Source organism: Kitasatospora sp. GAS1066B (assembly GCF_041262605.1).
GTDB lineage: Bacteria > Actinomycetota > Actinomycetes > Streptomycetales > Streptomycetaceae > Kitasatospora.
The window spans coordinates 102328-126459 of record NZ_JBGCCO010000002.1 but is presented as its reverse complement, the minus strand read 5'-3'; the positions used below and the strand labels follow the sequence as shown (position 1 = coordinate 126459).

At 71.5% G+C, this 24132-nt stretch carries 26 protein-coding genes; 19 read left to right on the top strand and 7 right to left on the bottom strand.

Annotated features, from left to right (window positions below; all coding sequences use genetic code 11):
• Positions 1–23 precede the first annotated feature (23 nt).
• Positions 24–1136 carry a ribosome small subunit-dependent GTPase A gene (gene rsgA, locus ABH937_RS02155; protein WP_370216940.1) on the bottom strand — a complete coding sequence of 371 codons (1113 nt, stop codon included), beginning with the start codon at positions 1134–1136 and terminating at the stop codon, positions 24–26.
• Positions 1137–1480: 344 nt separating this feature from the next.
• Between rsgA and ABH937_RS02150 the strand changes: the two genes are divergently transcribed.
• A complete protein-coding gene (locus tag ABH937_RS02150; protein ID WP_370216938.1) occupies positions 1481–2782 on the top strand; it encodes a glycosyltransferase in 1302 nt (433 codons plus the stop codon).
• A gap of 30 nt (positions 2783–2812) precedes the next feature.
• Here ABH937_RS02150 and ABH937_RS02145 read toward each other — a convergent pair whose 3' ends face one another.
• Positions 2813–4174: a YihY/virulence factor BrkB family protein gene (locus tag ABH937_RS02145; RefSeq protein ID WP_280687146.1), complete on the bottom strand. Its 1362-nt coding sequence runs from the start codon at positions 4172–4174 to the stop codon at positions 2813–2815.
• Between the two features lie 251 nt (positions 4175–4425).
• Here ABH937_RS02145 and ABH937_RS02140 point away from each other — a divergent pair, with 251 nt between their 5' ends.
• From ABH937_RS02140 to ABH937_RS02090, 11 genes are all read left to right on the top strand, one after another.
• Entirely contained in the window at positions 4426–4509 is an 84-nt protein-coding gene (locus ABH937_RS02140) for a putative leader peptide (protein WP_317621159.1), read from the top strand.
• Positions 4510–4718: 209 nt separating this feature from the next.
• A complete protein-coding gene (locus ABH937_RS02135; RefSeq protein ID WP_370216937.1) occupies positions 4719–6443 on the top strand; it encodes a nitrite/sulfite reductase in 1725 nt (574 codons plus the stop codon).
• The gene (locus tag ABH937_RS02130; RefSeq protein WP_280687144.1) at positions 6440–6619 is read left to right on the top strand and encodes a hypothetical protein; all 180 of its coding nucleotides are present in this window, start codon (positions 6440–6442) and stop codon (positions 6617–6619) included. Before ABH937_RS02135 ends, ABH937_RS02130 begins: the two co-directional genes overlap by 4 nt.
• Positions 6603–7301 carry a phosphoadenylyl-sulfate reductase gene (locus ABH937_RS02125; RefSeq protein WP_370216936.1) on the top strand — a complete coding sequence of 233 codons (699 nt, stop codon included), beginning with the start codon at positions 6603–6605 and terminating at the stop codon, positions 7299–7301. Before ABH937_RS02130 ends, ABH937_RS02125 begins: the two co-directional genes overlap by 17 nt.
• Before the next feature lie 62 nt (positions 7302–7363).
• The gene (gene cysC, locus ABH937_RS02120; RefSeq protein WP_280687142.1) at positions 7364–7966 is read left to right on the top strand and encodes an adenylyl-sulfate kinase; all 603 of its coding nucleotides are present in this window, start codon (positions 7364–7366) and stop codon (positions 7964–7966) included.
• Positions 7963–8901, top strand: a complete 939-nt coding sequence (gene cysD, locus ABH937_RS02115) for a sulfate adenylyltransferase subunit CysD (RefSeq protein WP_280687141.1) — start codon at positions 7963–7965, stop codon at positions 8899–8901. Before cysC ends, cysD begins: the two co-directional genes overlap by 4 nt.
• A gap of 1 nt (position 8902) precedes the next feature.
• A complete protein-coding gene (locus ABH937_RS02110) occupies positions 8903–10231 on the top strand; it encodes a sulfate adenylyltransferase subunit 1 (protein WP_370216934.1) in 1329 nt (442 codons plus the stop codon).
• A 208-nt stretch (positions 10232–10439) separates the two neighbouring features.
• On the top strand, positions 10440–11594 hold the full coding sequence (locus tag ABH937_RS02105) for an aliphatic sulfonate ABC transporter substrate-binding protein (protein WP_370216933.1): 1155 nt from the start codon (positions 10440–10442) through the stop codon (positions 11592–11594).
• A 147-nt stretch (positions 11595–11741) separates the two neighbouring features.
• A complete protein-coding gene (locus ABH937_RS02100) occupies positions 11742–12548 on the top strand; it encodes an ABC transporter ATP-binding protein (RefSeq protein WP_370216932.1) in 807 nt (268 codons plus the stop codon).
• Entirely contained in the window at positions 12535–13458 is a 924-nt protein-coding gene (locus ABH937_RS02095) for an ABC transporter permease (protein ID WP_370216931.1), read from the top strand. Before ABH937_RS02100 ends, ABH937_RS02095 begins: the two co-directional genes overlap by 14 nt.
• Before the next feature lie 4 nt (positions 13459–13462).
• A complete protein-coding gene (locus ABH937_RS02090) occupies positions 13463–14215 on the top strand; it encodes a sirohydrochlorin chelatase (protein WP_370216930.1) in 753 nt (250 codons plus the stop codon).
• Between the two features lie 187 nt (positions 14216–14402).
• Here the strand turns inward: ABH937_RS02090 and ABH937_RS02085 are convergent, their stop codons facing one another.
• Positions 14403–15167, bottom strand: coding sequence for a barstar family protein (locus ABH937_RS02085; protein WP_370216929.1), 765 nt, complete (start codon positions 15165–15167; stop codon positions 14403–14405).
• A 128-nt stretch (positions 15168–15295) separates the two neighbouring features.
• A complete protein-coding gene (locus ABH937_RS02080) occupies positions 15296–16846 on the bottom strand; it encodes an MDR family MFS transporter (protein WP_370216927.1) in 1551 nt (516 codons plus the stop codon).
• 155 nt (positions 16847–17001) lie between these two features.
• On the opposite strand from ABH937_RS02080, the gene ABH937_RS02075 reads away from it, so the two are divergent.
• Both ABH937_RS02075 and ABH937_RS02070 read left to right on the top strand, forming a co-directional pair.
• Positions 17002–17463: a MarR family winged helix-turn-helix transcriptional regulator gene (locus ABH937_RS02075; RefSeq protein ID WP_280687128.1), complete on the top strand. Its 462-nt coding sequence runs from the start codon at positions 17002–17004 to the stop codon at positions 17461–17463.
• A 116-nt stretch (positions 17464–17579) separates the two neighbouring features.
• Complete coding sequence (locus ABH937_RS02070; RefSeq protein WP_370216926.1) at positions 17580–18458, top strand: helix-turn-helix domain-containing protein; 879 nt, start codon at positions 17580–17582, stop codon at positions 18456–18458.
• A 162-nt stretch (positions 18459–18620) separates the two neighbouring features.
• On the opposite strand, the gene ABH937_RS02065 is transcribed toward ABH937_RS02070, so the two are convergent.
• Together ABH937_RS02065 and ABH937_RS02060 are read right to left on the bottom strand one after the other, a co-directional pair.
• Positions 18621–18857 carry a hypothetical protein gene (locus ABH937_RS02065; RefSeq protein WP_370216925.1) on the bottom strand — a complete coding sequence of 79 codons (237 nt, stop codon included), beginning with the start codon at positions 18855–18857 and terminating at the stop codon, positions 18621–18623.
• Positions 18858–19160: 303 nt separating this feature from the next.
• Positions 19161–19421 carry a hypothetical protein gene (locus tag ABH937_RS02060; protein WP_370216924.1) on the bottom strand — a complete coding sequence of 87 codons (261 nt, stop codon included), beginning with the start codon at positions 19419–19421 and terminating at the stop codon, positions 19161–19163.
• 110 nt (positions 19422–19531) lie between these two features.
• Between ABH937_RS02060 and ABH937_RS02055 the strand changes: the two genes are divergently transcribed.
• From ABH937_RS02055 to ABH937_RS02035, 5 genes are all read left to right on the top strand, one after another.
• Positions 19532–20602: a Scr1 family TA system antitoxin-like transcriptional regulator gene (locus ABH937_RS02055; protein ID WP_370216923.1), complete on the top strand. Its 1071-nt coding sequence runs from the start codon at positions 19532–19534 to the stop codon at positions 20600–20602.
• A gap of 19 nt (positions 20603–20621) precedes the next feature.
• Complete coding sequence (locus ABH937_RS02050) at positions 20622–20822, top strand: DUF397 domain-containing protein (RefSeq protein WP_280687122.1); 201 nt, start codon at positions 20622–20624, stop codon at positions 20820–20822.
• A gap of 167 nt (positions 20823–20989) precedes the next feature.
• Entirely contained in the window at positions 20990–21775 is a 786-nt protein-coding gene (locus tag ABH937_RS02045) for a hypothetical protein (protein ID WP_370216922.1), read from the top strand.
• 96 nt (positions 21776–21871) lie between these two features.
• Positions 21872–23248, top strand: a complete 1377-nt coding sequence (locus tag ABH937_RS02040) for an AAA family ATPase (RefSeq protein WP_370216920.1) — start codon at positions 21872–21874, stop codon at positions 23246–23248.
• A complete protein-coding gene (locus ABH937_RS02035) occupies positions 23245–23595 on the top strand; it encodes a hypothetical protein (RefSeq protein WP_370216919.1) in 351 nt (116 codons plus the stop codon). The genes ABH937_RS02040 and ABH937_RS02035 overlap by 4 nt, the downstream gene beginning before the upstream one ends.
• A gap of 44 nt (positions 23596–23639) precedes the next feature.
• Here ABH937_RS02035 and ABH937_RS02030 read toward each other — a convergent pair whose 3' ends face one another.
• A complete protein-coding gene (locus ABH937_RS02030) occupies positions 23640–24041 on the bottom strand; it encodes an MmcQ/YjbR family DNA-binding protein (RefSeq protein WP_370217132.1) in 402 nt (133 codons plus the stop codon).
• Positions 24042–24132 lie beyond the last annotated feature (91 nt).

Sequence of the window (24132 nt, the reverse complement as noted above, 5' to 3'; positions counted from 1 at the left end):
CGACCCCGGCCCGGAGCGCCCGCTCACGGTCGCACGCGGTCCCGGGATCCCTTGCTGCGGAGCTTCCAGAGGCGCGCGCGCTGCGCCGCCAGGCGGGCGTCCGTCCGCGAGGCGATCCACGCGTTCTCGCGCTGGAGCTTGAGGTAGCTCTCCATCCGCCGCTGCGGGAGGGTGCCGTCGGCGAGGGCGGCCCGGACGGCGCAGCCGGGCTCGGTGGTGTGGGAGCAGTCCTGGAAGCGGCAGCGCTCGCCGAGTTCCTCGATCTCCGCGAACGCGTGGGCCAGGCCCTCGCCACCGTAGAGGCCGACGCCGCGCAACCCCGGCGTGTCGATCAGCACGCCGCCGCCGGGCAACGCGAACAGCTCGCGCGTGGTGGTGGTGTGCCGGCCCTTCTGGTCGGCGTCGCGGGTGCGCTGAACGGTCATCACCTCAGCACCCGTCAGCGCGTTGGTGAGCGTGGACTTTCCGGCGCCGGACTGACCGATCAGCGCCGTCGTGGTGGTCCCCAGAGCGGCCCGCAGCTCGTCCAGCCCGGCCCCGGTCCCGGCGCTGACCACCAGGACGGTGACGCCGGGCGCGGCCCGCTCGACGTCCTCCCGGATGAACTCGGCGTCCGGCGCCAGGTCGGCCTTGGTGAGGGCGACCAGCGGCTGGGCACCGCTCTCCCAGGCGAGCGCGACGAAGCGCTCGACCCGGCCCAGGTCGGGGTCGACGGCGAGCGAGACGGCGATCAGCACGGTGTCCACGTTGGCGGCCAGCACCTGGCCCTCGGAGGCCTTGCCGGCGCTCTTGCGGACGATCGCGGTGGTGCGCGGCAGCAACGCACCGACGGCCGGCAGCGGTTGGGCGGCCAGGTCGAGCGCCACCCAGTCCCCGGTGCACGGGTTCTCGACGGTCTCGGCGCCGGCGATCGGGCGGGTGTCGGCGCGAATCGTGCGGACGCCGCTGGTCTCGGGGTCGGCCACCAGCACGTCGGCCCGGCCGCGGTCGACCCGGGCGAGCCGGCCGGGGGTGAGTCCCGCTTCGGCGAGCGGGGCGAAGAGCCGGTCGAGTTCAGCGGTCCAGCCGTAGCGGGACAGGCCGGCGGGAGCGGCAGGGGGAACAGCAGGGGGAACAGCGGAAGTTGCGTCGAACAACGCGGTGAAGCCCTTCGGGAGGAATGCGGGGCGATCCCGATCCCGGGGGCTGAACGATCGTCAGCCGGTCACCGGGCGGGAGCGGAGGGTCCGAGTGCTGCCCAGGGCAGCCGTGGCGGCAATGTCGGTCATCGGGCCCACCTCCTGCTTCGCTTCGTCGAGCCGGTCACCTGCGCGGGCAGCCTAGGGCAGTCCGCCCCGCCCCGCAGCCGAATTAACCGCAGCCGAATCAACCGCAATCGCCGCAGGTCCGGTGTTTACAGATCGTTTAGCGTGGCCTCCTAGCTTCGTGCCGGCCCGCCCGCAGCCCGGAGCGGGTCGATACGCACCTTGGGGGGTCCCGCATGTCCCGGATCATCACCGCCGCCATGCCCGCGCATGGTCACACCGTTCCGCTGCTCGCCATCACCGCCGACCTGGTACGGCGCGGGCACGAGGTCGTCTTCCTCGGTGGGGCACGGTTCGCGAAGTCCGCCGAGGCCACCGGGGCACGGTTCGTCGCACTGCCACCCGAGGCGGACTTCGACGACCGGCGGATCGACGACCACTTCCCCGGGCGGGCCGAACTGCCGCCGGGGCCCCAGCGACTGGCCTTCGACGCCCAGCACATCTTCATCGATCCGGTGCCCGCGCAGTACCGGGCGCTGCGCGCGCTGCTCGAGACCTTCCCGGCCACGGCGGTGCTCCACGACTCCTTCTTCCACGGAGCGCTGGCCCTCGCGCTGGCCCACCCGCGCGACGAGCGGCCGGCCGTGATCGGCATCGGGGTCGCACCGCCGATGCTGCAGAGCGCGGACACCGCGCCGTTCGGGCTCGCGCTGGCACCCCTGGCCGGGCCGCAGGGGCTGGCCCGCAACCGGGAACTGAACGCCCAGGCGGCGCAGCGCGGCGAGCCGCTGCGCCGGTACGCGGCCGAGGTCTTCGCCACCGTCGGGGCCGCGCTGCCGCCGGGTCCCCGGCTGGACGCCGCGGTCACCGTGCCCGACCACTACCTGCAACTGACCGTGCCCGGCTTCGAGTACCCGCGCAGTGACGCGCCGGCCTCGCTCCGGTTCATCGGCGCACTGTCGCCGAAGCGCGGTGAGGAGGCGGAACTCCCCGACTGGTGGGAGGAACTGGCGGACGCCCGGTCCGTGGTGGTGGTCACCCAAGGGACGCTGGCCAACGACGATCTGACCGCCCTGGTGGCCCCCGCGGTGCGGGCCCTGGCCGACCGCCCCGACCTGTTCGTGGTCGCCGCCACCAGCCGCCCCGACGGCCCCGAGCTGCTCGCCGCGGAGCTCGGCGGCCTGCCGAGCAACGTCCGGGCCACCGGGTACGTCCCGTTCGACCGCCTGCTGCCGCACGCCGACGTACTGGTCAGCAACGGCGGTTACGGCGGGGTGCACACCGCGCTGGCGTTCGGGGTGCCGCTGGTGGTCGCCGGCGACAGCGAGGACAAGCCGGAGGTGGCGGCCCGGGTGGCCTGGCGCGGGGTCGGGGTCGACCTGCGGACCGGCCGGCCGACGCAGGCGGAGCTGCGGGAAGCCGTCGAGCGGGTGCTGGGCCACCCGGACTACCGTGCCAACGCCCGGGAGCTGGCCGCCGAACTCGCCGCGCACCGACCGCTGGAGGCGATCGCCGAGCTGGTCGGTTCGCTCGGCTGAGGCGGGCGGTCCCAGGTCCCGTCCCCGACCTCAGCCGCCGTCCCACGGCGGCCGCGGCGGGTGGGTCGGCAGCGCCGAGTCCACCGGTCCCAGCTCGCCGGGGAACCGTCCGTCCGACGCCCACGGCTGGGCGGGGTGCTCGGCCGGGTGTCCGGCGGGGTCCTGCGCCTCGACCGGGCGGTGCGGCGGCCGGGGTGCGGGGCGGTCGCTGTCCGGGGTCGGCGGCGGTGTGCGCCGCCAGCGCTTGCGCGTCCCGCCCAGGCGCCCGCGCACGTCGCCGGGCGCCAGGAAGTCGGCCCACCGCTCGGGGTACTCGGCGGGCGCCTCGTCCCCCTCGTCCGCGTCCGTGTCCTCGTCCTCGATGCCTTCGGCCAGCCCCAGTTCGCGCGCTCGCAGCGCCCGTTCGGCGGCCCGCCGGGCGGTGACCTCGCGGACCAGGGCGGCGGCCACCTGCTCGCTGGCCCGCTCGTTCTCGGCGCGCGCGTCGGCGGTCTCCACGCTGGGCCACCGGCGGTCTATCGCGGCGTTCATCGCGGCGCCGATCAGCACCGCGAGCGCCACCACGAAGATCCACAGCAGCACGGCGACCGGTGCGGCCAGCGAGCCGTAGACGGTCTTGCCCTCGACCGAGTGGACCAGGTAGAGCCGCAGCAGCACGCTGCAGACCACCAGCATGCCGAGCGCGACCAGCGCGCCGGGGATGTCCTCGCGCCACGGCGTGCTGGCCGGGACGGACAGGTGGTAGAGCGTGGTCAGGAAGACGATCAGCAGCAGGATCGCGACCGGCCAGTAGAGCGCGTTGACCACGCCGCCGATGCTGGGCACCGCCGAGACCACCAGGCCGGGGCCGGCGATCAACAGCGGCAGCACCAGCGAGCCGATCACCAGCGCGCCCAGGTACAGGGCCAGCGACAGCGAGCGGGTCTTCACGATCCCGCGCTTGCCGTCGAGCCCGTACATCACGGTGATGGTGTCGATGAAGATGTACAGCGCCCGGGAGCCGGACCAGAGCGAGAGCACGAAGCCGATCGAGATCAGGTCGGGGCGCGGCATGTTGAAGACGCTGGCCAGCAGCGGCTTCACGGTGTCGTCGATCGAGGAGGGCGAGAGCACCGTGCCGGCCGCCGACAGGATGTCCTGCTGGAGCTTCTGGATGCTGCCGGCGCCGAGCAGGTCGTCCAGGTAGCCGAGGGTGCCGGCCAGGCAGAGCAGCAGCGGCGGAATCGAGAGCAGGGTGAAGAAGGCGGCCTCGGCGGCCAGCCCGGTGACCCGGTACTCGACGCAGGTGTTGGTGGTGTCCTTGATCAGCGCGAAGGCGGTGCCGCGCCAGTTGGAGCGCCGGGCCGCCCGCCGAGCACCCTTGCCCCGCCGCCGGGAAGGTCGCTCCGCCACCGCTCTGCTGCTTTCACCTGGTACCTGCACAGGCATACGGTATCGGGCGGGCCCGACGCGCCTGCGCGATCGGCTCCGCGATCACCTCCGCGATCGGCTCTGCGACCGGCTCTGTGACCTGCTCTGCGATCAGCTCGCCGCGTGCCGCCCCGGACTGCGCACTGTCGCGCTCATCTCGCGATACGAAACAAAGAAGTCCGCATTCTGGACGATAGTGGACCGCGCCTCGCTCGGCGTGCGAATCTCTTGCCATGTCTAGCGCCGGAACCACCCTGGTTGGTCGACTCCACGTCGATCTCCTTCGCGTGTCCAGCGCCATCTGTCCGGTGATCTGAGCCCCACACCCAAGGCGCCAGCACCGCACCCGGCGCCACCCCGCCGCCCATCTCCGCAGCAGCGGACGCGCGAGCACCCCAGGGCCACGGTCACCGTCTCCCCCTCCACCGAAGATCCGCAGGTCGGAGTGGGCAGGCAGGCGGACAGGTCACGGCCCGGGAGCAGCGCAGCTTTCCCGCATCAGAGCCACCTGCCCGAAGGACGTCTTATGGCCACCACTCCCGACCCGGTCGAGCCGCAGCCCGCGAGCGCCGCGGCGCCCCGTGCCGCCGCCGCCCGCAAGGCGACCCGCCACCGCGGCGAGGGCCAGTGGGGCATGGGGCACTTCACCCCGCTCAACGCCAACGAGCAGTTCAAGAAGGACGACGACGGTCTCAACGTGCGGACGCGCATTGAGACGATCTACGCGCACCGGGGCTTCGACTCGATCGACCCGGCCGACCTGCGCGGCCGGATGCGCTGGTGGGGTCTGTACACCCAGCGCAAGGAGGGGATCGACGGCGGCAAGACCGCGATCCTGGAGCCGCACGAGCTGGACGCCGAGTTCTTCATGCTGCGGGTGCGGATCGACGGCGGCCGGCTGACGGTGGCCCAGCTGAAGGCGATCTCCGAGGTCTCCCAGCAGTACGCGCGCGGCACCGCCGACCTGACCGACCGCCAGAACATCCAGTACCACTGGATCCGGATCGAGGACATGCCCGCGATCTGGCAGAAGCTGGAGGCGGTGGGCCTGTCCACCACCGAGGCCTGCGGCGACACCCCGCGCGTCATCCTCGGCTCGCCGGTGGCCGGCATCGCCGAGGACGAGATCATCGACGGCACCCCCGCCATCGAGGAGATCCAGCGCCGCTTCATCGGCAACCCCGACTTCTCCAACCTGCCGCGCAAGTTCAAGTCGGCCGTCTCCGGCTCGCCGCTGCTGGACGTGGCGCACGAGATCAACGACATCGCCTTCGTCGGCGTGAACCACCCCGAGCACGGCCCCGGCTTCGACCTGTGGGTCGGCGGCGGCCTGTCCACCAACCCCAAGCTGGGCGTGCGGCTGGGCGCCTGGGTGCCGCTGCACGAGGTCGCCGACGTCTACGGCGGCGTGATCGGCATCTTCCGCGACTACGGCTACCGCCGGCTGCGCAACCGCGCCCGGTTGAAGTTCCTGGTCGCCGACTGGGGCGTGGCCAAGTTCCGCCAGGTGCTGGAGGACGAGTACCTCAAGTACCAGCTGGTCGACGGCCCGGCGCCCGAGCAGCCGACCGGCGTCTGGCGCGACCACGTGGGCGTGCACCGGCAGCAGGACGGCAACTTCTACGTCGGCTTCGCGCCGCGGGTCGGCCGGGTGGACGGCGCGCTGCTCGGCAAGGTCGCCGAACTGGCCGCCGAGCACGGCTCGGACCGGCTGCGCACCACCGCCGAGCAGAAGATGCTGGTCCTCGACGTGCCCGAGGACCAGGTCGCCTCGCTGGTGGCCGGCCTGGAGGCGCTGGACCTGCGGGTCACCCCGTCGCCGTTCCGGCGCGGCACCATGGCCTGCACCGGCATCGAGTACTGCAAGCTCGCCATCGTCGAGACCAAGGAGCGCGGGCGCACCCTGATCGACGAGTTGGAGCAGCGGCTGCCCGACTTCGCCGAGCCGCTGACCATCAACATCAACGGCTGCCCCAACGCCTGCGCCCGGATCCAGGTGGCGGACATCGGTCTCAAGGGCCAGCTGGTCAGCGACGAGCACGGCAACCAGGTGGAGGGCTACCAGGTCCACCTGGGCGGCGCGCTCGGCCTGGAGGCCGGGTTCGGCCGCAAGGTGCGCGGTCTGAAGGTCACCAAGGACGGCCTGCCGGACTACGTCGAGCGGGTGCTGACCCAGTTCCAGGCCGACCGCCAGGAGGGCGAGCGGTTCGCCCAGTGGACGGCCCGGGCCAGCGAGGAGCAGTTGTCGTGAGTGAGCGCGCCGCGCCTTTCTACTGCCCGTACTGCGGTGACGAGGACCTGCGTCCGTCCGAGGAGGGCGGCCACGGCGCCTGGGAATGCGCTTCCTGCCGCCGGGCCTTCCAGGTGAAGTTCCTCGGCCTGCTGTCAGCTACGAACGGGGGAACGGCAGATGAGCACCGCCACTGACCTGGAGGCGCTGGCCACCGCGGCCGCTCGCGACCTGGAGGAGGCCTCGGCGCAGGAGATCCTGCGCTGGGCCGCCGACGCCTTCGGCAGGAAACTCTGCGTCACCTCCTCGATGGAGGACGCGGTGGTCGCCCACCTGGCGTCCACCGCGTTGCCCGGGATCGACGTGATCTTCCTGGACACCGGCTACCACTTCCCGGAGACCATCGGCACCCGGGACGCGGTCGCCGCGACCCTGCCGATCAACGTGATCACGCTGACCCCGCGTCAGACGGTGGCCGAGCAGGACGCCGAGTACGGGCCGAACCTGCACGACCGCGACCCGGACCTGTGCTGCTCGCTGCGCAAGGTCGAGCCGCTGCAGCGCGGGCTGCTGGGCTACGACGCGTGGGCCACCGGACTGCGCCGCGACGAGTCGCCGAGCCGGGCGAACACCCCGGTGGTGGCCTGGGACGCCAAGCGCCGCAAGGTGAAGATCGCGCCGATCGCCCGCTGGACCCAGGACGACGTGGACGCCTACGTCCAGGCCAACGGGGTGCTGCTCAACCCGCTGCTCTGGGAGGGCTACACCTCGGTCGGCTGCTCGCCGCTCTCCTGCACCCGCAAGCCGGGCGAGGGCGAGGACGCCCGGGCCGGGCGCTGGGCGGGCTCGGGCAAGACCGAGTGCGGCATCCACCTCTGACACCGCTGACCGGGCCGACTCCTTTTTTTGACCCCTCGTTACTTAATTTTGGAGCGAAACACATGACCACAGTCGACACCTTGGCCGCCGCCGGGGAAGCCGCGGAGGCGGCCCCCGCGGCCGCCCCCTGCGAGCGCGGCGCCACGGTGTGGCTGACCGGGCTGCCCAGCGCCGGCAAGACCACGCTGGCCTTCGCGCTGGCCGAGCGGCTGCGCGCCGAGGGCCACAAGGTCGAGGTGCTGGACGGCGACGAGATCCGCGAGTTCCTCTCCAAGGGCCTCGGCTTCTCCCGCGAGGACCGCCACACCAACGTCACCAGGATCGGCTTCGTCGCCGAGAAGCTGGCCGCCAACGGCGTCAAGGTGCTCGCCCCGGTGATCGCCCCCTACGCCGACTCGCGCGCCGCGGTGCGCGAGCGGCACGCCGCCCGGGGCACCGAGTTCCTGGAGATCCACGTCGCCACCCCCGTCGAGCTCTGCTCCGAGCGGGACGTCAAGGGGCTCTACGCCAAGCAGGCCGCCGGTGAGATCTCCGGTCTGACCGGTGTCGACGACCCGTACGAGGCGCCGACCGCACCGGAGTTGCGTCTTCAGACCGAGGGTCGGACGGTTGCCGAGTCCGCCGCCGAGCTGCACACTTTCCTGACCGAGAGGGGCCTGGCATGACGACCGCCACCGCGAGCCTGATCGAGCACAGCGACAGCCCGTACGCGCTCTCCCACCTGGACGCGCTCGAAGCCGAGTCGGTGCACATCTTCCGTGAGGTGGCGGGTGAGTTCGAGCGGCCGGTGATCCTCTTCTCCGGTGGCAAGGACTCGATCGTCATGCTGCACCTGGCGCTCAAGGCCTTCGCGCCGGCGCCGATCCCGTTCTCGCTGCTGCACGTGGACACCGGCCACAACTTCCCCGAGGTGATCGCCTACCGCGACCGCGTGGTGGCCGAGCACTCCTTGCGCCTGCACGTGGCGAACGTGCAGGACTTCATCGACGACGGCCGGCTGCGCGAGCGCCCCGACGGCACCCGCAACCCGCTGCAGACCGTCCCCCTCCTCGACGCCATCGAGAGCGGCAAGTTCGACGCGGTCTTCGGCGGCGGGCGCCGCGACGAGGAGAAGGCCCGCGCCAAGGAGCGGGTCTTCTCGCTGCGCGACGAGTTCGGCGCCTGGGACCCGCGGCGCCAGCGCCCCGAGCTGTGGTCGCTCTACAACGGCCGGCACGCGGTGGGCGAGCACGTGCGGGTCTTCCCGCTCTCCAACTGGACCGAGCTGGACGTCTGGCAGTACATCGAGCGCGAGTCCATCGAGCTCCCGGAGATCTACTACGCCCACGAGCGCGACGTGTTCGCCCGTGACGGCATGTGGCTGACCGCCGGCGAGTGGGGCGGCCCCAAGGAGGGCGAGACCGTCCAGCGGCGCCTGATCCGCTACCGCACGGTCGGCGACATGTCCTGCACCGGCGCCGTCGACTCCGACGCCGCCACCATCGAGCAGGTGATCACCGAGATCGCCGCCAGCCGCCTGACCGAGCGGGGGGCGACCCGGGCGGACGACAAGATGTCCGAGGCCGCCATGGAAGACCGCAAGCGCGAGGGGTACTTCTAACATGACCACCACTACCGAAGTGACCGCCGCCACCTCGCTGCTGCGCTTCGCCACCGCCGGCTCCGTCGACGACGGCAAGTCGACCCTGGTCGGGCGCCTGCTGCACGACTCCAAGTCGGTCCTCACCGACCAGCTGGAGGCCGTCGAGCACGCCTCCCGCAAGCGCGGCCAGGACACCCCCGACCTGGCGCTGCTCACCGACGGCCTGCGCGCCGAGCGCGAGCAGGGCATCACCATCGACGTCGCCTACCGCTACTTCGCCACCGCCCGGCGCCGGTTCATCCTCGCCGACACCCCCGGCCACGTGCAGTACACCCGCAACATGGTCACCGGCGCCTCCACCGCCGAACTCGCCGTCGTGCTGGTCGACGCCCGCAACGGCGTGGTCGAGCAGACCCGCCGGCACGCCGCGGTCGCCGCCCTGCTGCGCGTGCCGCACGTCGTCCTGGCCGTCAACAAGATGGACCTGGTCGACTACGCCGAGCCCGTCTTCGCACGGATCGCCGCCGAGTTCACCGCCTACGCGGCCTCGCTCGGCGTGGCCGACATCGTCGCGGTGCCGATCTCCGCGCTGGCCGGCGACAACGTCGTCGAGCCCTCCGCGAACATGGACTGGTACGGCGGCCCGACCCTGCTGGAGCACCTGGAGACCGTGCAGGTCACCAGCGACCCCAGCGAGGAGCCCGCCCGCTTCCCCGTCCAGTACGTGATCCGCCCCCAGTCCGCCGAGCACCCCGACTACCGCGGCTACGCGGGCCAGTTGGCCTCCGGCGTGCTGCGCACCGGCGACGCGGTCACCGTGCTGCCCGCCGGGCGCACCACCACCATCGCGGGCATCGACGCGCTCGGCACCGAAACCGACATCGCCTGGGCACCCCAGTCGATCACCGTCCGCCTCACCGAGGACATCGACATCTCGCGCGGCGACCTGATCGCCACCGGCCCGACTCCCGCGCCCACCAAGGACGTCGAGGCCACCGTGTGCCACCTGCACGAGCGCCCGCTTCGCGTCGGCGACAAGGTCCTGCTCAAGCACACCACCCGCACCGTGCGCGCGCTGGTCAAGGACATCACCTACCGGATCGACATCGACACGCTCCAGCAGCGCGCCGACGCCACCGAGTTGAACGTCAACGAGATCGGCCACGTGCTGCTGCGCACCGCCGAACCGCTCGCCCTCGACGACTACCGCGACAACCGCCACACCGGGTCCTTCCTGCTGATCGACCCGGCCGACGGCACCACCCTCACCGCCGGCATGGCCGGCGAGTCCTTCGGCGGCGCCCCGGCGGCACCGGCGGCTCAAGGCGAAGCGGAGGACTGGGTCTGATGACCGGCGAGGCGTTCTCCGGCATGGACAAGGAAGGCGGCCGGATCGGCAGCGGCCTGCGCGGCAGCGGCCAGGGCGGCATCGGCCGATGTGGGTACGGGCGGAGCGTCTGACGCTCCGTCACCGGCGCACCGCCTTCCAGTGACACGAGGCACGCCGGGCCCAACGCGCCACCCCTCCTTGACCGTTCCAGCAGAGGATTCCTCCGATGGCTCCCACCCAGGCAAGCACCCATAGCCGTCCCCGCCCGAACGCCACGCGCGCCAGACGCCTCGCCTTCACCGCCGCCGCCGGTCTGACCGCCGTCGCCCTGCTCAGCGCCTGCGGCGGCTACGGCTCGAAGGCCGCCAAGACCGACGCGGCTCCGGTGGCGGCCACCCCGGGCGCCCCGAAGCTGTCGGCCGACACCGTGAAGATCGGCTACTTCGCCAACCTGACCCACGGCACCGCGCTGGTCGGCCTTCAGGACGGACTGTTCCAGAAGGAGTTGGGCGCCACCCAGCTCAAGACCCAGGTCTTCAACGCGGGCCCGGCCGAGATCGAGGCGCTGAACTCCGGTTCGATCGACATCGGTTGGGTCGGCCCCTCCCCCGCGATCAACGGCTACGCCCAGGCCAAGGGCCAGTCGCTGAAGATCATCGGCGGCTCGGCCTCCGGCGGCGTCGAGCTGGTGGTCAACCCGAGCAAGATCCCGACCCTGGACGACCTCAAGGGCAAGAAGATCGCCAGCCCGCAGCTCGGCAACACCCAGGACGTCGCGCTGCTCAACTACCTGGCGGGCAAGGGCTACAAGGAGGACCCGCAGACCGGCGCCGGCGACGTCAGCGTGGTGCGCACCGACAACAAGGTCACGCCGGACGCCTACGCGGCCGGCTCGATCGACGGCGCCTGGGTGCCCGAGCCGACCGCCTCCCAGCTGGTCGCCAAGGGCGCGAAGGTGCTGCTGGACGAGAAGTCGATCTGGCCGAACGGGCAGTTCGTGAGCACCAACATCATCGTCTCGCAGTCCTTCCTCAAGGCGCACCCGGACGTGGTGCAAGCCGTGCTGCGCGGCTCGGTGAACACCAACGCCTTCATCAAGGCCAACCCGGCCCAGGCCGAGCAGGACGCCAACGCCGCGATCAAGGTGGCCGGCGGCAGCGCGCTGCCCGCGGGCATCCTCGACTCGGCCTGGAAGAGCATCGACTTCACCAACGACCCGCTGGCGAGCACCCTGCAGTCCGAGGCCGACCACGCCGTCACCGCGGGCCTGCTGAAGAAGCCGGACCTCAAGGGAATCTACGACCTCGACCCGCTGAACCAGGTACTCAAGGCGGCCGGCCAGCCCGCCGTCACCGACGCGGGCCTGGGCAGCGGTTCCTGACCCTGCGTCGGCTTCAACCACCGCCACTGACTCCGAAGTTCGCCCCCGCCCCGTCCTCGTCGATGCCCAATCACCGGACCGGGCGGGGGTGGACCTCGGCCCCCAAGCTTTCTCCGCTCGCCCCACTCACGCCAGGAGGTGCCCGCGATGAGCACGGCACTGACCACCCCGAACGACGCTCCAGCCGTCGCGGACCGGGCCGACACTTCGCCCGCCGTCCGGATCGCCGGCGTGCACAAGTCCTTCGGCCGCCCCGGCACCGCCGTGCCGGTGCTGGACGACATCACCCTCGACGTCGCCCCGGGCGAGTTCCTCTGCCTGCTCGGCGCCTCCGGCTGCGGCAAGTCCACCCTGCTCAACCTGGTCGCCGGCCTGGACCAGCCGACCGCCGGCAGCATCGAGGTGCCCGGCGGCCGCCCGGCCCTGATGTTCCAGGAGCACGCGCTCTTCCCCTGGCTGACCGCCGGCAAGAACATCGAACTCGCGCTGCGCCTCAACGGCGTGCCGCGCGCCCAACGCAAGCCCGAGGCCGAGCGCCTGCTGGAGCTGGTCCGGCTCGGCGGCTCCTACGGCAAGCGGGTGCACGAGCTCTCCGGCGGCATGCGCCAGCGCGTCGCGATGGCCCGCGCGCTGGCCCAGGGCAGCAGCGTGCTGCTGATGGACGAGCCGTTCGCCGCGCTGGACGCGATCACCCGCGACGTGCTGCACGAGGAGATCACCCGGATCTGGCAGGAGCGGCGGCTCACCGTCCTGTTCGTCACCCACAACGTGCGCGAGGCGGTGCGGCTCGCCCAGCGGGTGGTGCTGCTCTCCTCGCGCCCCGGCCGGGTGGCCCGCGAGTGGCAGATCGACCTGCCGCAGCCGCGCCGCATCGAGTCCGCCTGCGTCGCGGACCTGTCCGTCGAGATCACCGAGCACCTGCGTGGGGAGATCCGCCGCCATGGCCAGCACTGAGACCGCCCCCGCCGCACCCGAGGCGCCGGCCACACCCGAGGCGGCTCCGCACCAGGACCTGGCCGGTGTCGAGGCGGGCCTGGACGCACTGGACGCCGTCCAGCCGCACCGCACCTCGCCCGCCCAGCTGTTGCGCGAGAAGGTGCTGCCGCCGGTGCTCGGCGTGCTGCTGGTGCTCGGCGTCTGGCAGCTGCTCTTCAGCCTGCACGTCACCCCCGAGTACAAGCTGCCCAGCCCGCTGGACGTCTGGCACAGCCTCACCGACCTCTGGTACCAGGGCACCCTCTTCTCGATCATCTGGACCAGCGTCTGGCGCGGCATCACCGGCTTCGCCGCCGCGGTGGTGATCGGCACGCCGATCGGCCTGCTGGTGGCCCGGGCGAAGTTCGTCCGCGCGGCGCTCGGCCCGGTCCTGTCCGGCCTGCAGTCGCTGCCCTCGGTGGCCTGGGTGCCGGCCGCCGTGATCTGGCTGGGCATCGACGACCAGGCCATGTACGCCGTGATCCTGCTCGGCGCCGTCCCCTCGATCGCCAACGGCCTGGTCTCCGGCATCGACCAGGTCCCGCCGCTCTTCCTGCGGGCCGGCCGCACGCTCGGCGCGCGCGGCCTCGGCGGCGCCCGGCACATCCTGCTGCCGGCCGCGCTGCCCGGCTACCTGGCCGGCCTGAAGCAGGGCTGGGCGTTCTCCTGGCGCTCGCTGATGGCCGCCGAACTGATCGCCAGCTCCCCCGACCTGGGCCTGGGCCTGGGCCGCTACCTGGAGAACCAGCGGGACGCCTCCGACATGTCCGGCGTGCTGCTCGGGATCATCCTGATCCTGACCGTCGGTGTCGCCATCGACCTGCTGATCTTCACCCCGATCGAGCGCCGCGTGCTGCGCAGCCGCGGCCTGCTGCAGACGGGACGCTGACCCGATGGCCGCCCCCTCCCCCACCCTGCTGCTGATCGCCCACGGCAGCCGCGACCCCCGGCACGCCGCCACGGTCGACGCGCTGGTGCGGGAGGTGCGCGCCCAGCGCCCCGAACTCGACGTCGCCACCGCCTTCCTGGACCACTGCGCCCCCCGCATCCCCCAGGTCGTGGAACGCCTCTCCTCAGCGGTCGCCGTCCCCCTCCTGCTCAACCGCGCCTTCCACGCCAAGCACGACATCCCCGCCGCCCTGCGCGCCACCGGCGCCGACCTCCCCGTCGCCGACGTGCTCGGCCCCGACCCGCTCCTCCTCACCGCCCTGGAACGCCGGTTGGCCGAAGCAGGCCTCGACACCGCCTCCCCCGCCACCCGCGCCCGCACCGGCATCGTCCTGGCCGCCGCCGGCTCCTCCGACCCCACCGCCGACGCGGTCACCCGCACGCTCGCCGCCACCTGGCAGCACCGCCGCGGCTGGGCCGCCGTCACCGTCGCCTACGCCTCCGCGGGCGGGCCCCGGGTGGCGGACGCGCTGGCCCAGCTGCGGGCGACAACCGGCGTGCGGCGCACGGCGGTCGCGCCGTACCTGCTCGCCCCGGGGCTGCTCCCGGACCGCATCGCGGTAGGCGCGGCGGAGGGTGGCGCCGACGTGCTCGGCGCGGTGCTGGGCGCGGCCCCGGAGGTGGCGCGCGTGCTGCTGCGGCGGTACGCGGCGGCGGAGGCGGAAGGTGTGGGGGCGGCGGCGGTCAGCGCTGCGTGAGCGTACTGCGGTGCGGCCTAGGGCCTCTCTTACGGATCTTGTCGGATCAGCGCGCGGCGGTGGGCGCCCGGCTGGGCGTGCCGGCGAAGCGTCCTCGTACTGGGTCGTACTTGGATGATTCGCCGGTGCGTCCAGGCGGGATGCCCGGCGTCGCGCGCCCGGCAAGATCCGTAAGAGAGGCCCTAGGTCAGCGCAGTACGACGCTGACGCCGTGCTCCTCGAAGATCTCCAGCACCTCCGCGAGGAACGGCGCGGCCAGCCGTGACCTCGCGGCCTCGCTGTGCCGCCACTCCACGGTGAACGGCGGTGTCGCACCCCACCGGCCGCCGGCGCAGTCGTCCAACGCGCTGAGGTTCCAACCGAAGTACCCGCCGGGCCCGTTCACCGCCTCGCCCAGAGCGCAGTAGAAACTGTCCTCGTCCACCACGTGCCGACCGTCCAACTGGTAGACGACCCCGGGCGGTTGCTCGGGCAGCGCGCGGTAGGCCTGGTGGAAGAGCGCCACGGAGAGCCAGCCGCGCCGGCCGGACGGGCCCAGCGAGCGCCACAGGCCCGGCCGGTCCAGCGTCCCGGTGCGGCGCAGTTCCCACGGCCACCCGGCATGCGGCAGCGCGTTGGCGCACCACAGACGCACCGTCAGGTCGACGAGGCTGTCCCCGTCCGCGGCGGGCTCCGCCGCCTGCACCGTCACGTCGTTGACGAAGTACTCGCCCATCTCCGCCCCGGCCGCGTCCAGCAGCACGAGGTTCGCGTTGCCCGCCACCGCTCCCCTGGTCCCGATCCGCTCGACAGCAGCGCGCAGACCGCCCTGCGGCGCGACGCCGAGCAGCCGCACCCGTCGGGAGCCGTCCTTCAGCGGTGCGAAGAGCCCGGTGGTCGCGGCGGCGCGGCCCCAGACATCGCTCTCGTCATCGTCACTGGTCAGCGTGCAACCAGGCCCGACCTCGCTCATGCGCACTCCCCCACGTCCATGTCCCCCGCAGACAGGCCCACGCTACCCTCCCCTGATGACCACGCAGATCCGCGACCTCGCCCCCGCCGACACCCGCGCGGCCGCCGTCTGACCAAGGAGCCGCAGCCCTAAGCGCTCGACTCCTCCCCCGCCCCCGCCATCGACCCGCGCAGCGGCACCTCACGGATCAACCAGCTGACCGCGAACGCCACCAGCGCCAGCACCGCTCCGCCCAGGAACACCGCGTGCACCCCGTTGGTCACCGCCGCCTCGAACGCCTGCCGCACCGGCGACGGCAGTGCCTTCAGCGCCTCCGGTGGGATGTGGGCCGAGATCAGCGCGTGGCCCTTGGCCGCGCCGAGTTGGGCCGTGAGGTGGCGGTCCAGGCCGCGGGTGTAGAGGGAGCCGAGGAAGGCGATCCCCAGGGAGCCGCCGATGGTGCGGAACAGGGTGACCGAGCCGCTGGCCGCCCCCATGTCGCGCAGGGCCACGCTGTTCTGGGTGATCAGCATGGTGTTCTGCATCAGGAAGCCCATGCCGATGCCGACCACCACCGTGAGCAGCGAGGCGACCAGCAGCGGGGTGTCCACCTGGAGCAGCAGCAGGACGAGCATCCCGCAGGTCAGCACCGCGCCGCCGATGATCACGAAGATCCGGTAGTGCCCGGTGCGGGTGGTGATCTGACCGACCGTCAGCATCACGGCGAGCATCCCGAACATCAGCGGCAGCAACAGCAGCCCGCTCGCGGTCGGCGACGCGCCCTGCACGTACTGCATGTACTGCGGCAGGAAGTTCACCGCGCCGAACATGGCGGCGCCGACCAGGAAGCTGAGGAGTTGGGCGACGGTGAAGTTGCGGTCCCGGAACATGTGCGGGGGCAGGATCGGCTCGGCCACCCGCTGCTGCGAGCGGACGAACGCCACGAGTGCGAGCAGCGCGACCACGCTCAGCAGCAGGATCGGCGCCGAGCCCCAGGCGTACTGGCCGCCGCCCCAACTGGCGACCAGCGTCACGGCGACCACCGAGACGGTGAGCAGCGCGCCGCCCAGGTAGTCGAGCCGGGCCTGGATCCGGCGGCGGGGCAGCCGCATGCCGAGGCCGGTGACCAGCAGCGCGATGACGCCCAGCGGCACGTTGACGTAGAAGCACCAGCGCCAGCTGAGGTGCTGGGTCAGGAAGCCGCCGAGCAGCGGACCGCCGACGAAGGCGATCGGCATCATGCCGCCGATCGCCGCCATGTACCGGCCGCGTTCGCGCGGTGGCACCAGGTCGCCGAGGGTGGCCATCGCGCCGACCATCAGGCCGCCGGCGCCCAGGCCCTGCAGGGCGCGGAAGCCGATCAGCTGGTTCATGTCCTGGGAGATCCCGGCCAGCGCCGAACCGATCAGGAAGACCACGATGGCGGCCATGAACATGATCTTTCGGCCGTGCAGGTCACCGAGCTTGCCCCAGAACGGGGTGGTGACGGCGGCTCCCAGCGCGTACGCGGTGACCACCCAGGAGAGCCGGGCCAGGCCGCCCAGGTCACCGACGATGGTGGGCAGTGCGGTGGAGACGATGAGGTTGTCCAGCATCGCCATCAGCATGCCGAGCATCAGCCCGGCCATCGCGATGTGGATGGTGCGGCGACTCGGGGGCTGTTGGTCGGTCTCGATGGGGAGAGCCTTGGTGCCGGTCATCGACACACTCCTTGCTCAAGCTGCTCGAGCGACTGGGCTCAAGAGCCGATCCGCTCGTGGAACTGGAACCGATCCTGCGTTCCAGCTTACCCATTCGTTGGCATTCGCGAACGATTTCCCAGCCCCGATCATCGGCCCGGCGATACGATGAGAACGTGACCCCTACGTCGACCCAGAGCGCTCCGGCCATCGACCGGCTGGGCTTCCTGCTCGCCCGGCACGGCCGGCTGATGAAGGCGCGCATCCGCGAGGCGCTGAGCGTCAGCGGGCTCGGCCCCCGGCACGGCGCGCTGCTGCTGCACCTGGCGCAGGCCGGCGCGACCAGCCAGCAGGCGCTGATCGAGGCGCTCACCGTGGACCCGAGCACGCTGGTGGCGATCCTCAACGACCTGGAGCGCGACGCACTGGCCGAGCGCCGCCGCGACCCGGCCGACCGCCGCCGGCACATCGTGCGGATCACCCCGGCCGGGCGCGCCGCCGCGGCCGCCGTGGAGGAGGCGGTCAGCGCCGTCGAGCGGGAGGCCTTCGCCGATCTGGACGAGGACGAGATCGCCCAACTGCACGCGCTGCTGGCCCGGGTGCGGATCTGCCCGGAGAACGGCGGGTACGAGGCCTGACGGTTACGTGCAGAACCTGCGCCGACTTCTTTGACATGTGTACAACATCCTCGTTCGGGGCCTAACTTGTGGCACGACCGGCGGTCGCACCTGACCGCCCTGACGAGGAGGCCCCCTTGCCGCTTCTTCACGTCGGACGGAACCTCACGCCCCGTCAACCCGTCGAGATCGCCCGGATCGGCAACCGCTACCGCGTGACCCGCCCGTGGCACCCGGGCCTGCGCCCGTTCGTGCGCGGCTACGCCGGTTACGCGGAGTCGGAGGTGACGCCCTACCAGGTGCGGCTCATCCCGAGCGGCCGTGCCGTGCTGGTGATCAGCCTGGCGGAGCCGTTCACCCAGGTTCGCCGGCTGGGGGCGGCGGGACCGGGCAGCGGTCGGATCGGCTCGCTGGTCACCGGCCTGGAGTCCGCGCCCGCCGTCTGCGAGCACCCCGGCGGCCAGGAGGCGATCCGGGTCGAGTTCACACCGCTGGGCGCCTATCGGCTCTTCGCCATGCCGATGGCCGAGTTGACCAACCGCGTGGTGGAACTCGCCGACGTCCTGGGCCCCGGCACCGGGGAACTGGTCGAGCGACTGGCCACCACCGACGACTGGACGGCCAGGTTCGACCTGCTGGACGCCGCGCTGCTGGCCCGGATCGACGGCGGCCCGGATCCCGCGCCGGAAGTGGGCCAGGCCTGGCGGCTGCTGGCCGACAGCTGCGGCGCGGTGCCGATCGCCCGCCTCGCCGACGAAGTGGGCTGGAGCCAGAAGCACTTGATCCGCCGGTTCACCGAACAGGTCGGCCTGACACCGAAGCTGTCCGCCAGGGTGCTGCGCTTCCACCGCGCGGTGGAACTGCTGGGGCGCGGGGCCGGCACGCCGGCCGAGATCGCCGCGCTCTGCGGGTTCTACGACCAGGCGCATCTCAACCGCGAGTTCCGCGCCCTGGGCGACACGACGCCCGGCCGGCTGGCGGCCGCTCGCCGGGTGGAGGGCGCGCTGACGCTGTGAGCAGCGGCGAGCAGCGGCGAGCGGCGATGCATGGGAGGCGAGGTCAGATTTGTCCAAGCCCGGCCCACCCCCGCCCCGGTAGCGTCACCGCACGGGGGTCGGAAGTACGGGCACGGGCGAGGCGGGGACGTCCGCGCCCGTACTTCCGAACTCGCCGCCCGGTCATGGCGCCAGGCCCGCACGGCGCATTCGGGAGCGCAGCATCGGCGCGCACCGTGGGCAGTTGCACGGCGGCCACTCGCCGCTGACCGGGCCGCTCCAGTAGGACTCGCCGGGCCAGACCTCCTGACGCGAGAGTTCGATCCGCTCGCCGGAGCTGGTGATCCGGTAGACCTGCAGCGTCATGGAGCCGAGCCGGGGTTCGGGCTCGGGGTCGGGGTCGTGCGTGGGGTCGTACATGGGTGGCTCATTTCGCTTCGCACACCGGGCAGTTCGGCCAGCCGAGCGGGCAGGGCCTCGCCCCGGACGACACGGCCGAGGCAGTGCGCGTGATCAACGACGTAGTGCGTGAGTGCCTCGAGCGTCCGGACGCCGCACCCACCGATCTCGACGTGGAAGCCCGCCGGGGTACGGCTGATCCGACCGCCGCCGGCCAGGCCAGGCAGCGTAGGCAGTCCAGCCACCGCGAGAGCGTCCGCGAAGGCCCGGACGGCACGCTCGGCGGCCTCGCGCAGCTCACGGATCTCGCGGTCCTCGGGCAGCTCAACTCGACTGCTGGGCACGGGCGGCCAACCCCTCGCGGAGCAAGGCGGCGATCCCGCGCACCACATCCGGATGCGCCCGCCCGAGGTCGACCAGGACCAGCCCGGTGAACCAGCCCTCGTGCGAATCCTCGCCGAGCGAGGGCAGGATGAGCCCCGCTTCGGCGAGTACGGCGAGCAACGCGTCGACCGCGTCACGGGCGTCCGCGCGAGCCTGGGCGATGAGCGCGCCAATGCGAGTGGAACCATGCCGGTTCACCATTGAACAACTTCCTTTCGTCGCATTCTGCTAACAAGCATCGGCACTCCGTAGTACCTTGGCGAGACCTAATCCCCTGACATCAGCCGCATGGCAAGAAAGAAGGTTGGGACATGGCCGCACGGCGTTCTGCAGGACAGGCCGTTCCACCGCTCAGCCCGGAGGCGTTCGGCTGGCTGCTGCGGGACCTGCGGGAGGCGGCCGGTATGACAATCGCTTCGCTCGCCCCCCAAGTTCCCTGTGACAGTTCGCTGTTGTCACGGTTCGAGTCGGCCACACGAGCACCGAAGCTGTCGACGGCGGAACGGCTGGACGTGCTGCTGGAGGCTGGCGGGCGACTGGTGCGGGCTTGGCACAAGGTGGATTGGCATCGGGAAATCGAGCATCCGGATTGGTTCAAGGAGTTCGCCGAAACGGAGGCGATCGGGGTTCGCTTGGGCGAATACACTATTTCGCGAATCCCCGGTCTGCTGCAGACCCCGGAATACGCCCGCGCGCTTCTGGCAACAGGTCCCGCGCGTAAGGACGGCCCTTCCCTTGAGCAGCTCGTGGTGGCTCGGATGAGCCGTCAGGAACGATTCCTCGTCGAGAACGGGCCGCTGCTCTTCTTCGTCATCGACGAGGGCGTCCTACGACGGGCGGTCGGCGGTCGCCTGGTGATGTACCACCAGCTGAAGCACATCCTGGACGTGATCGAGCGCTATCCCAACATCGTGGTGCAGATCGCCCCGGACGAGTTGGGTGATCGCGCCCCCACAACCGAGGGCTTCACCCTGGTGAAGCTGCCCAACGGCACTGAGATCGTCTACTCGGAGAGCGTGACGCGCGGCCACTTTACGCGCCATCCAGCGGAGGTTGAGCGACTGTCGCGGGACTATGATCGGCTGCGAGCGGATGCCCTCTCGGCGTCCGAGTCAGCCGACTTGATCCGCCGCATCATGGAAGGACTGCTCAACGTGAGCCCAGAAATCCAGCCGCTCCCGACCCAGATCTCGTGGTTCAAGGCCAGCTATAGCGGCAACAACGGCGGCCAGTGCATCGAGACCTCGCACGACCTCCTCCCCACCGGCCTCATGCCCATCCGTGACTCCAAGAACCCGGACGGCCCGGCCCTGTTCTTCCCCACCGACTCCTTCGCCGGCTTCATCAACGGCGTCAAGGACGGCGGTTTCGGCACCGTCTGACCCTGGAAGGACAGCGGACATGACCCTCACCTGGTTCAAGTCCAGCTACAGCGGCAGCAACGGCGGCCAGTGCATCGAGGCCTCGCACGACCTCCTCCCCACCGGCCTCGTCCCCGTCCGCGACTCCAAGAACCCCGACGGCCCCGCCCTCACCTTCCCCGCCGCCTCCTTCAGCACCTTCGTCACCGCTCTCAAGACGGGTGCCCTGCCCACCACGTGAGCCCCCCGACCCCGCACCCCGTCACCACCAGGGGTGCGGGGTTCGGCCTGCGCGGTCGGCTTTCGGCGAAGTAGGAAGCACGAACCACCCGGACACGGCACACTGGGCGCACCAAAAGTCATCTGACGAAACGTCAGACCGCACACACGCCGAAGTGGAGCCTCCCGGTGCCCGATGAGATAGTCCTCGCGCTGAGCGCGTCCGAAGCCGCCGCAGGTACCACCGTGACGCTTCGGCTCCCGGACAGCGCCGAGTCGATGACGATCCGCATCCCACCCGTCGAGCACGGCACCGTCCTGCGCATCCCCGGCGCCACGGGTGATCTGATCGTACGCATCCAGGTCACCTCCGACGGGGTGCCCGGCGCGCCCCTCGGGCCCGCGTTCGCGCCCAAGCCCAGGCCGCGCAGCGGGGCCAACGGCAAGCTGATCGCCGGTTTGCTGGCCGTCGGCATCGCCATCGTCGTCGGGGTGATGAACAGCGGCCATCACGGCTCGTCGACAGGGGATTCCGCCTACACGCCACCGACGTTCGGCCCCGTCCCCTCGTTCACCTACTCCCTCCCGACGCTGCCCGCCCTCCCCATGCCCACCCTCCCCATCCCCACCTTCAACTACGACCCCAGCCAACTGGTCCACCCCATCACCACGCCCAACGATGCCCCGAGCGACACCCCCAGCAGTGCGCCGACCTTCGCCGTCCACGACTGCCTGTCGGGGACCCTGCCCGACTCCACCACCGCGCAGAGCGTCGACGGGGTCGACGTGATCTCCTGCTCCTCCGCGAACGCCCACTACAAGGTGATCCAGAGCTTCTTCGGCACCACGGACCTGAGTAAGTGTCAGGACAATCCGGACAGCCAGTACTCGTTCTCGGAGGAGACGACCTACGGCGGTGCCACCATCTCCTCCGAGGTCTACTGCGTGGTCGGCCTGGGTTCCTACGCCCGGTAGTGCCGCAGACCCGCTCCGGCTCGCACCGGCCCCGCCATGCAAACGCGGTCCGCACAATTCGACGCGGGGTGGCCGATCCCTGAGCGTGGAGGTGCGGTGTACGTATCGACGGTGTCGATCTCAGGTGTCCGGGGGTTCCTCGGCAACCGCCGGGTCGAACTCGACCTCCGACGGCCCGACGGCTCGCATGCCGGCTGGACGGTCATCGCCGGGCGCAACGGGGCCGGCAAGACCACTCTGCTCCGCGCGATCGTGGTGGCCTTGGACATCCACCGGCCTGACGACCTCGCCGGCTGGCGCTCCGCGGCGGAGGGGCGAGCGGCGGTGCGGCTCAGCGGCGACATCGAGGAACTGGAACTCCTCCTCGACGATGGCGAAGGGGAGTCCCCATGGGCGTTCGTCGGCCGATCCCAGTGGCTGCCGCAGGTCCTGGCCAGCTGCGTCTGGCCAGGACCGCTGGGGAAGGCGAGGCGGCGGGCGCGGCCACGCTGGCGCCAGGTCCTGCTCTCCTCCCGTGGCAAGTCCGGTGGGCAGCGGCTCATCGATGAGGACCTCTGGCAGATCGCCGGGGTGGAGAACATCCTGGCCTTCGGCGCGTTCCGTCGGCTGGGCCGCCGCGCCGGCTCAGCCGACGAGTCGACCTATTCGAACGTCGCGACCCTCTTCGATGAGGATGCCACTCTCGCGGGGGGCATGGAGTGGCTGATCCATCTTCATCATCGCGGCCTGACAGGTGACGCTGAAGCTGCCCGAACGGTTGACGCCGCGATCGCCCTGCTGAACGACGGCCTCCTCCCGGACGGGCACGTGGTCACCGAGGTGACGCCGGAGGGCTTCAGGCTGCGGGACGGCGATTCCGAGTTCCTCATCACGGAGATGAGTGAAGGCCACCGTGCGGCCGTGGCGTTGGTGATCAACATTCTGGCGATGCTGTCAGCTCCGCTGATGCCGGGCCAAGAGGAGTCCGAGGCGTTCGACGTCTTCACACTCGGGCCGTCACCGACGGTCTGGGTCCCCGGCGTGGTGCTCATCGACGAGGTGGACGCGCACCTGCACGTCAGCTGGCAGCAGCGGATAGGCGGTTGGCTCAAGACGCACTTCCCGAATGTCCAGTTCATCGTCACCACGCACAGCCCCTACATCTGCCAGGCCGCCGACCCCGGTGGGCTGATCCGACTGGCCGGCCCCGGAGAGGACGAGCCACCAAGGGTGGTGGACGAGGAGCTCTACCAGCGCATCGTCTACGGCAGCGGGGACGATGCCGCCATGTCCGCGCTTTTCGGCCTGGAGAGCCCGTACTCACCGCAGGCCGAGGCGGAACGGCGGCGCTTGGTGGCGCTGGAGCGGCGCGTGTACGCCGAACAGGCCTCGGCCGAGGAGATCGCCGAGTACGAGGCACTCGGCGAGAAGCTGAACAGCTCGCTGAGCGCCTCGGTCGCCGAGACGGCGGCTCGGTTGCGCACGGCCGGATGATCGGCCTGGTCCGCGCCGGGTTACCCGAGCGCGCGGAACTCGTCCGCAGCCGACGAGCCACCTTCATCGAGGCCAGATCGATGCTCCGGGACTGGGCCCGCTGCTCCGATGAAAGCCTGGCGGATGAAGCAGCCGAGATCGCGGCGGTCCTGACCTCGCTGCGTCACGCGGACGTCCTGGCCACCATGGTCGCGCTCGCCCGTCGCGGTGACGGGGCCGCGCGTGCCGTTCTGGGAGCCGAACTGACAGCCGTGATCCGGATGTTCGACGGCCGCCTGGCGACGTCGGCGATCCCCAGGCAGCTGTCGTCGTCGCACTCGACGGACCGCGCCGACACGACTGCCTAGGGTCGGCCCGCGCCCACCGGCACCCAGCCGCCACTGAGGCCGGGTCAGCCCTCGTCCTCCCCACCATCGGCCTCGGCGTCGGCGCGCAGCCCGGACCAGTCGAGCACCAGCTGCTGGCGGCGCGGCAGCCGGCTGACGATCAGGTCGTAGGAGTCCTCGATCATCTCCAGCAGCACCTGCTCGGGGATCGACCCGTCGAGCAGCACCGTGTTCCAGTGCCGCTTGTTCAGGTGCCACCCCGGCGTGATCGCCGGGTAGGTCGCCCGCAGCCGTACCGCCACCTCCGGCTCGCACTTGAGGCTGACCTTCAGCGGCTCGCCGTCCAGCGCGCTGATCGCGAAGATCTTCCCGCCCACCTTGAAGACCGAGGTCTCCGGGTTGAACGGGAAGGTCTCCTCGGCTCCGTTGAAGTCCAGGCAGGCGGCCTTGAGCTGATCGGGCGTCATGATCGGCTTCATCGTCATGGCGCACAGTCTGCCGAACACCACTGACGACCGTCCCCAAGCGGCGGGGCCACGGCCGGGGAACGCCGAAGGG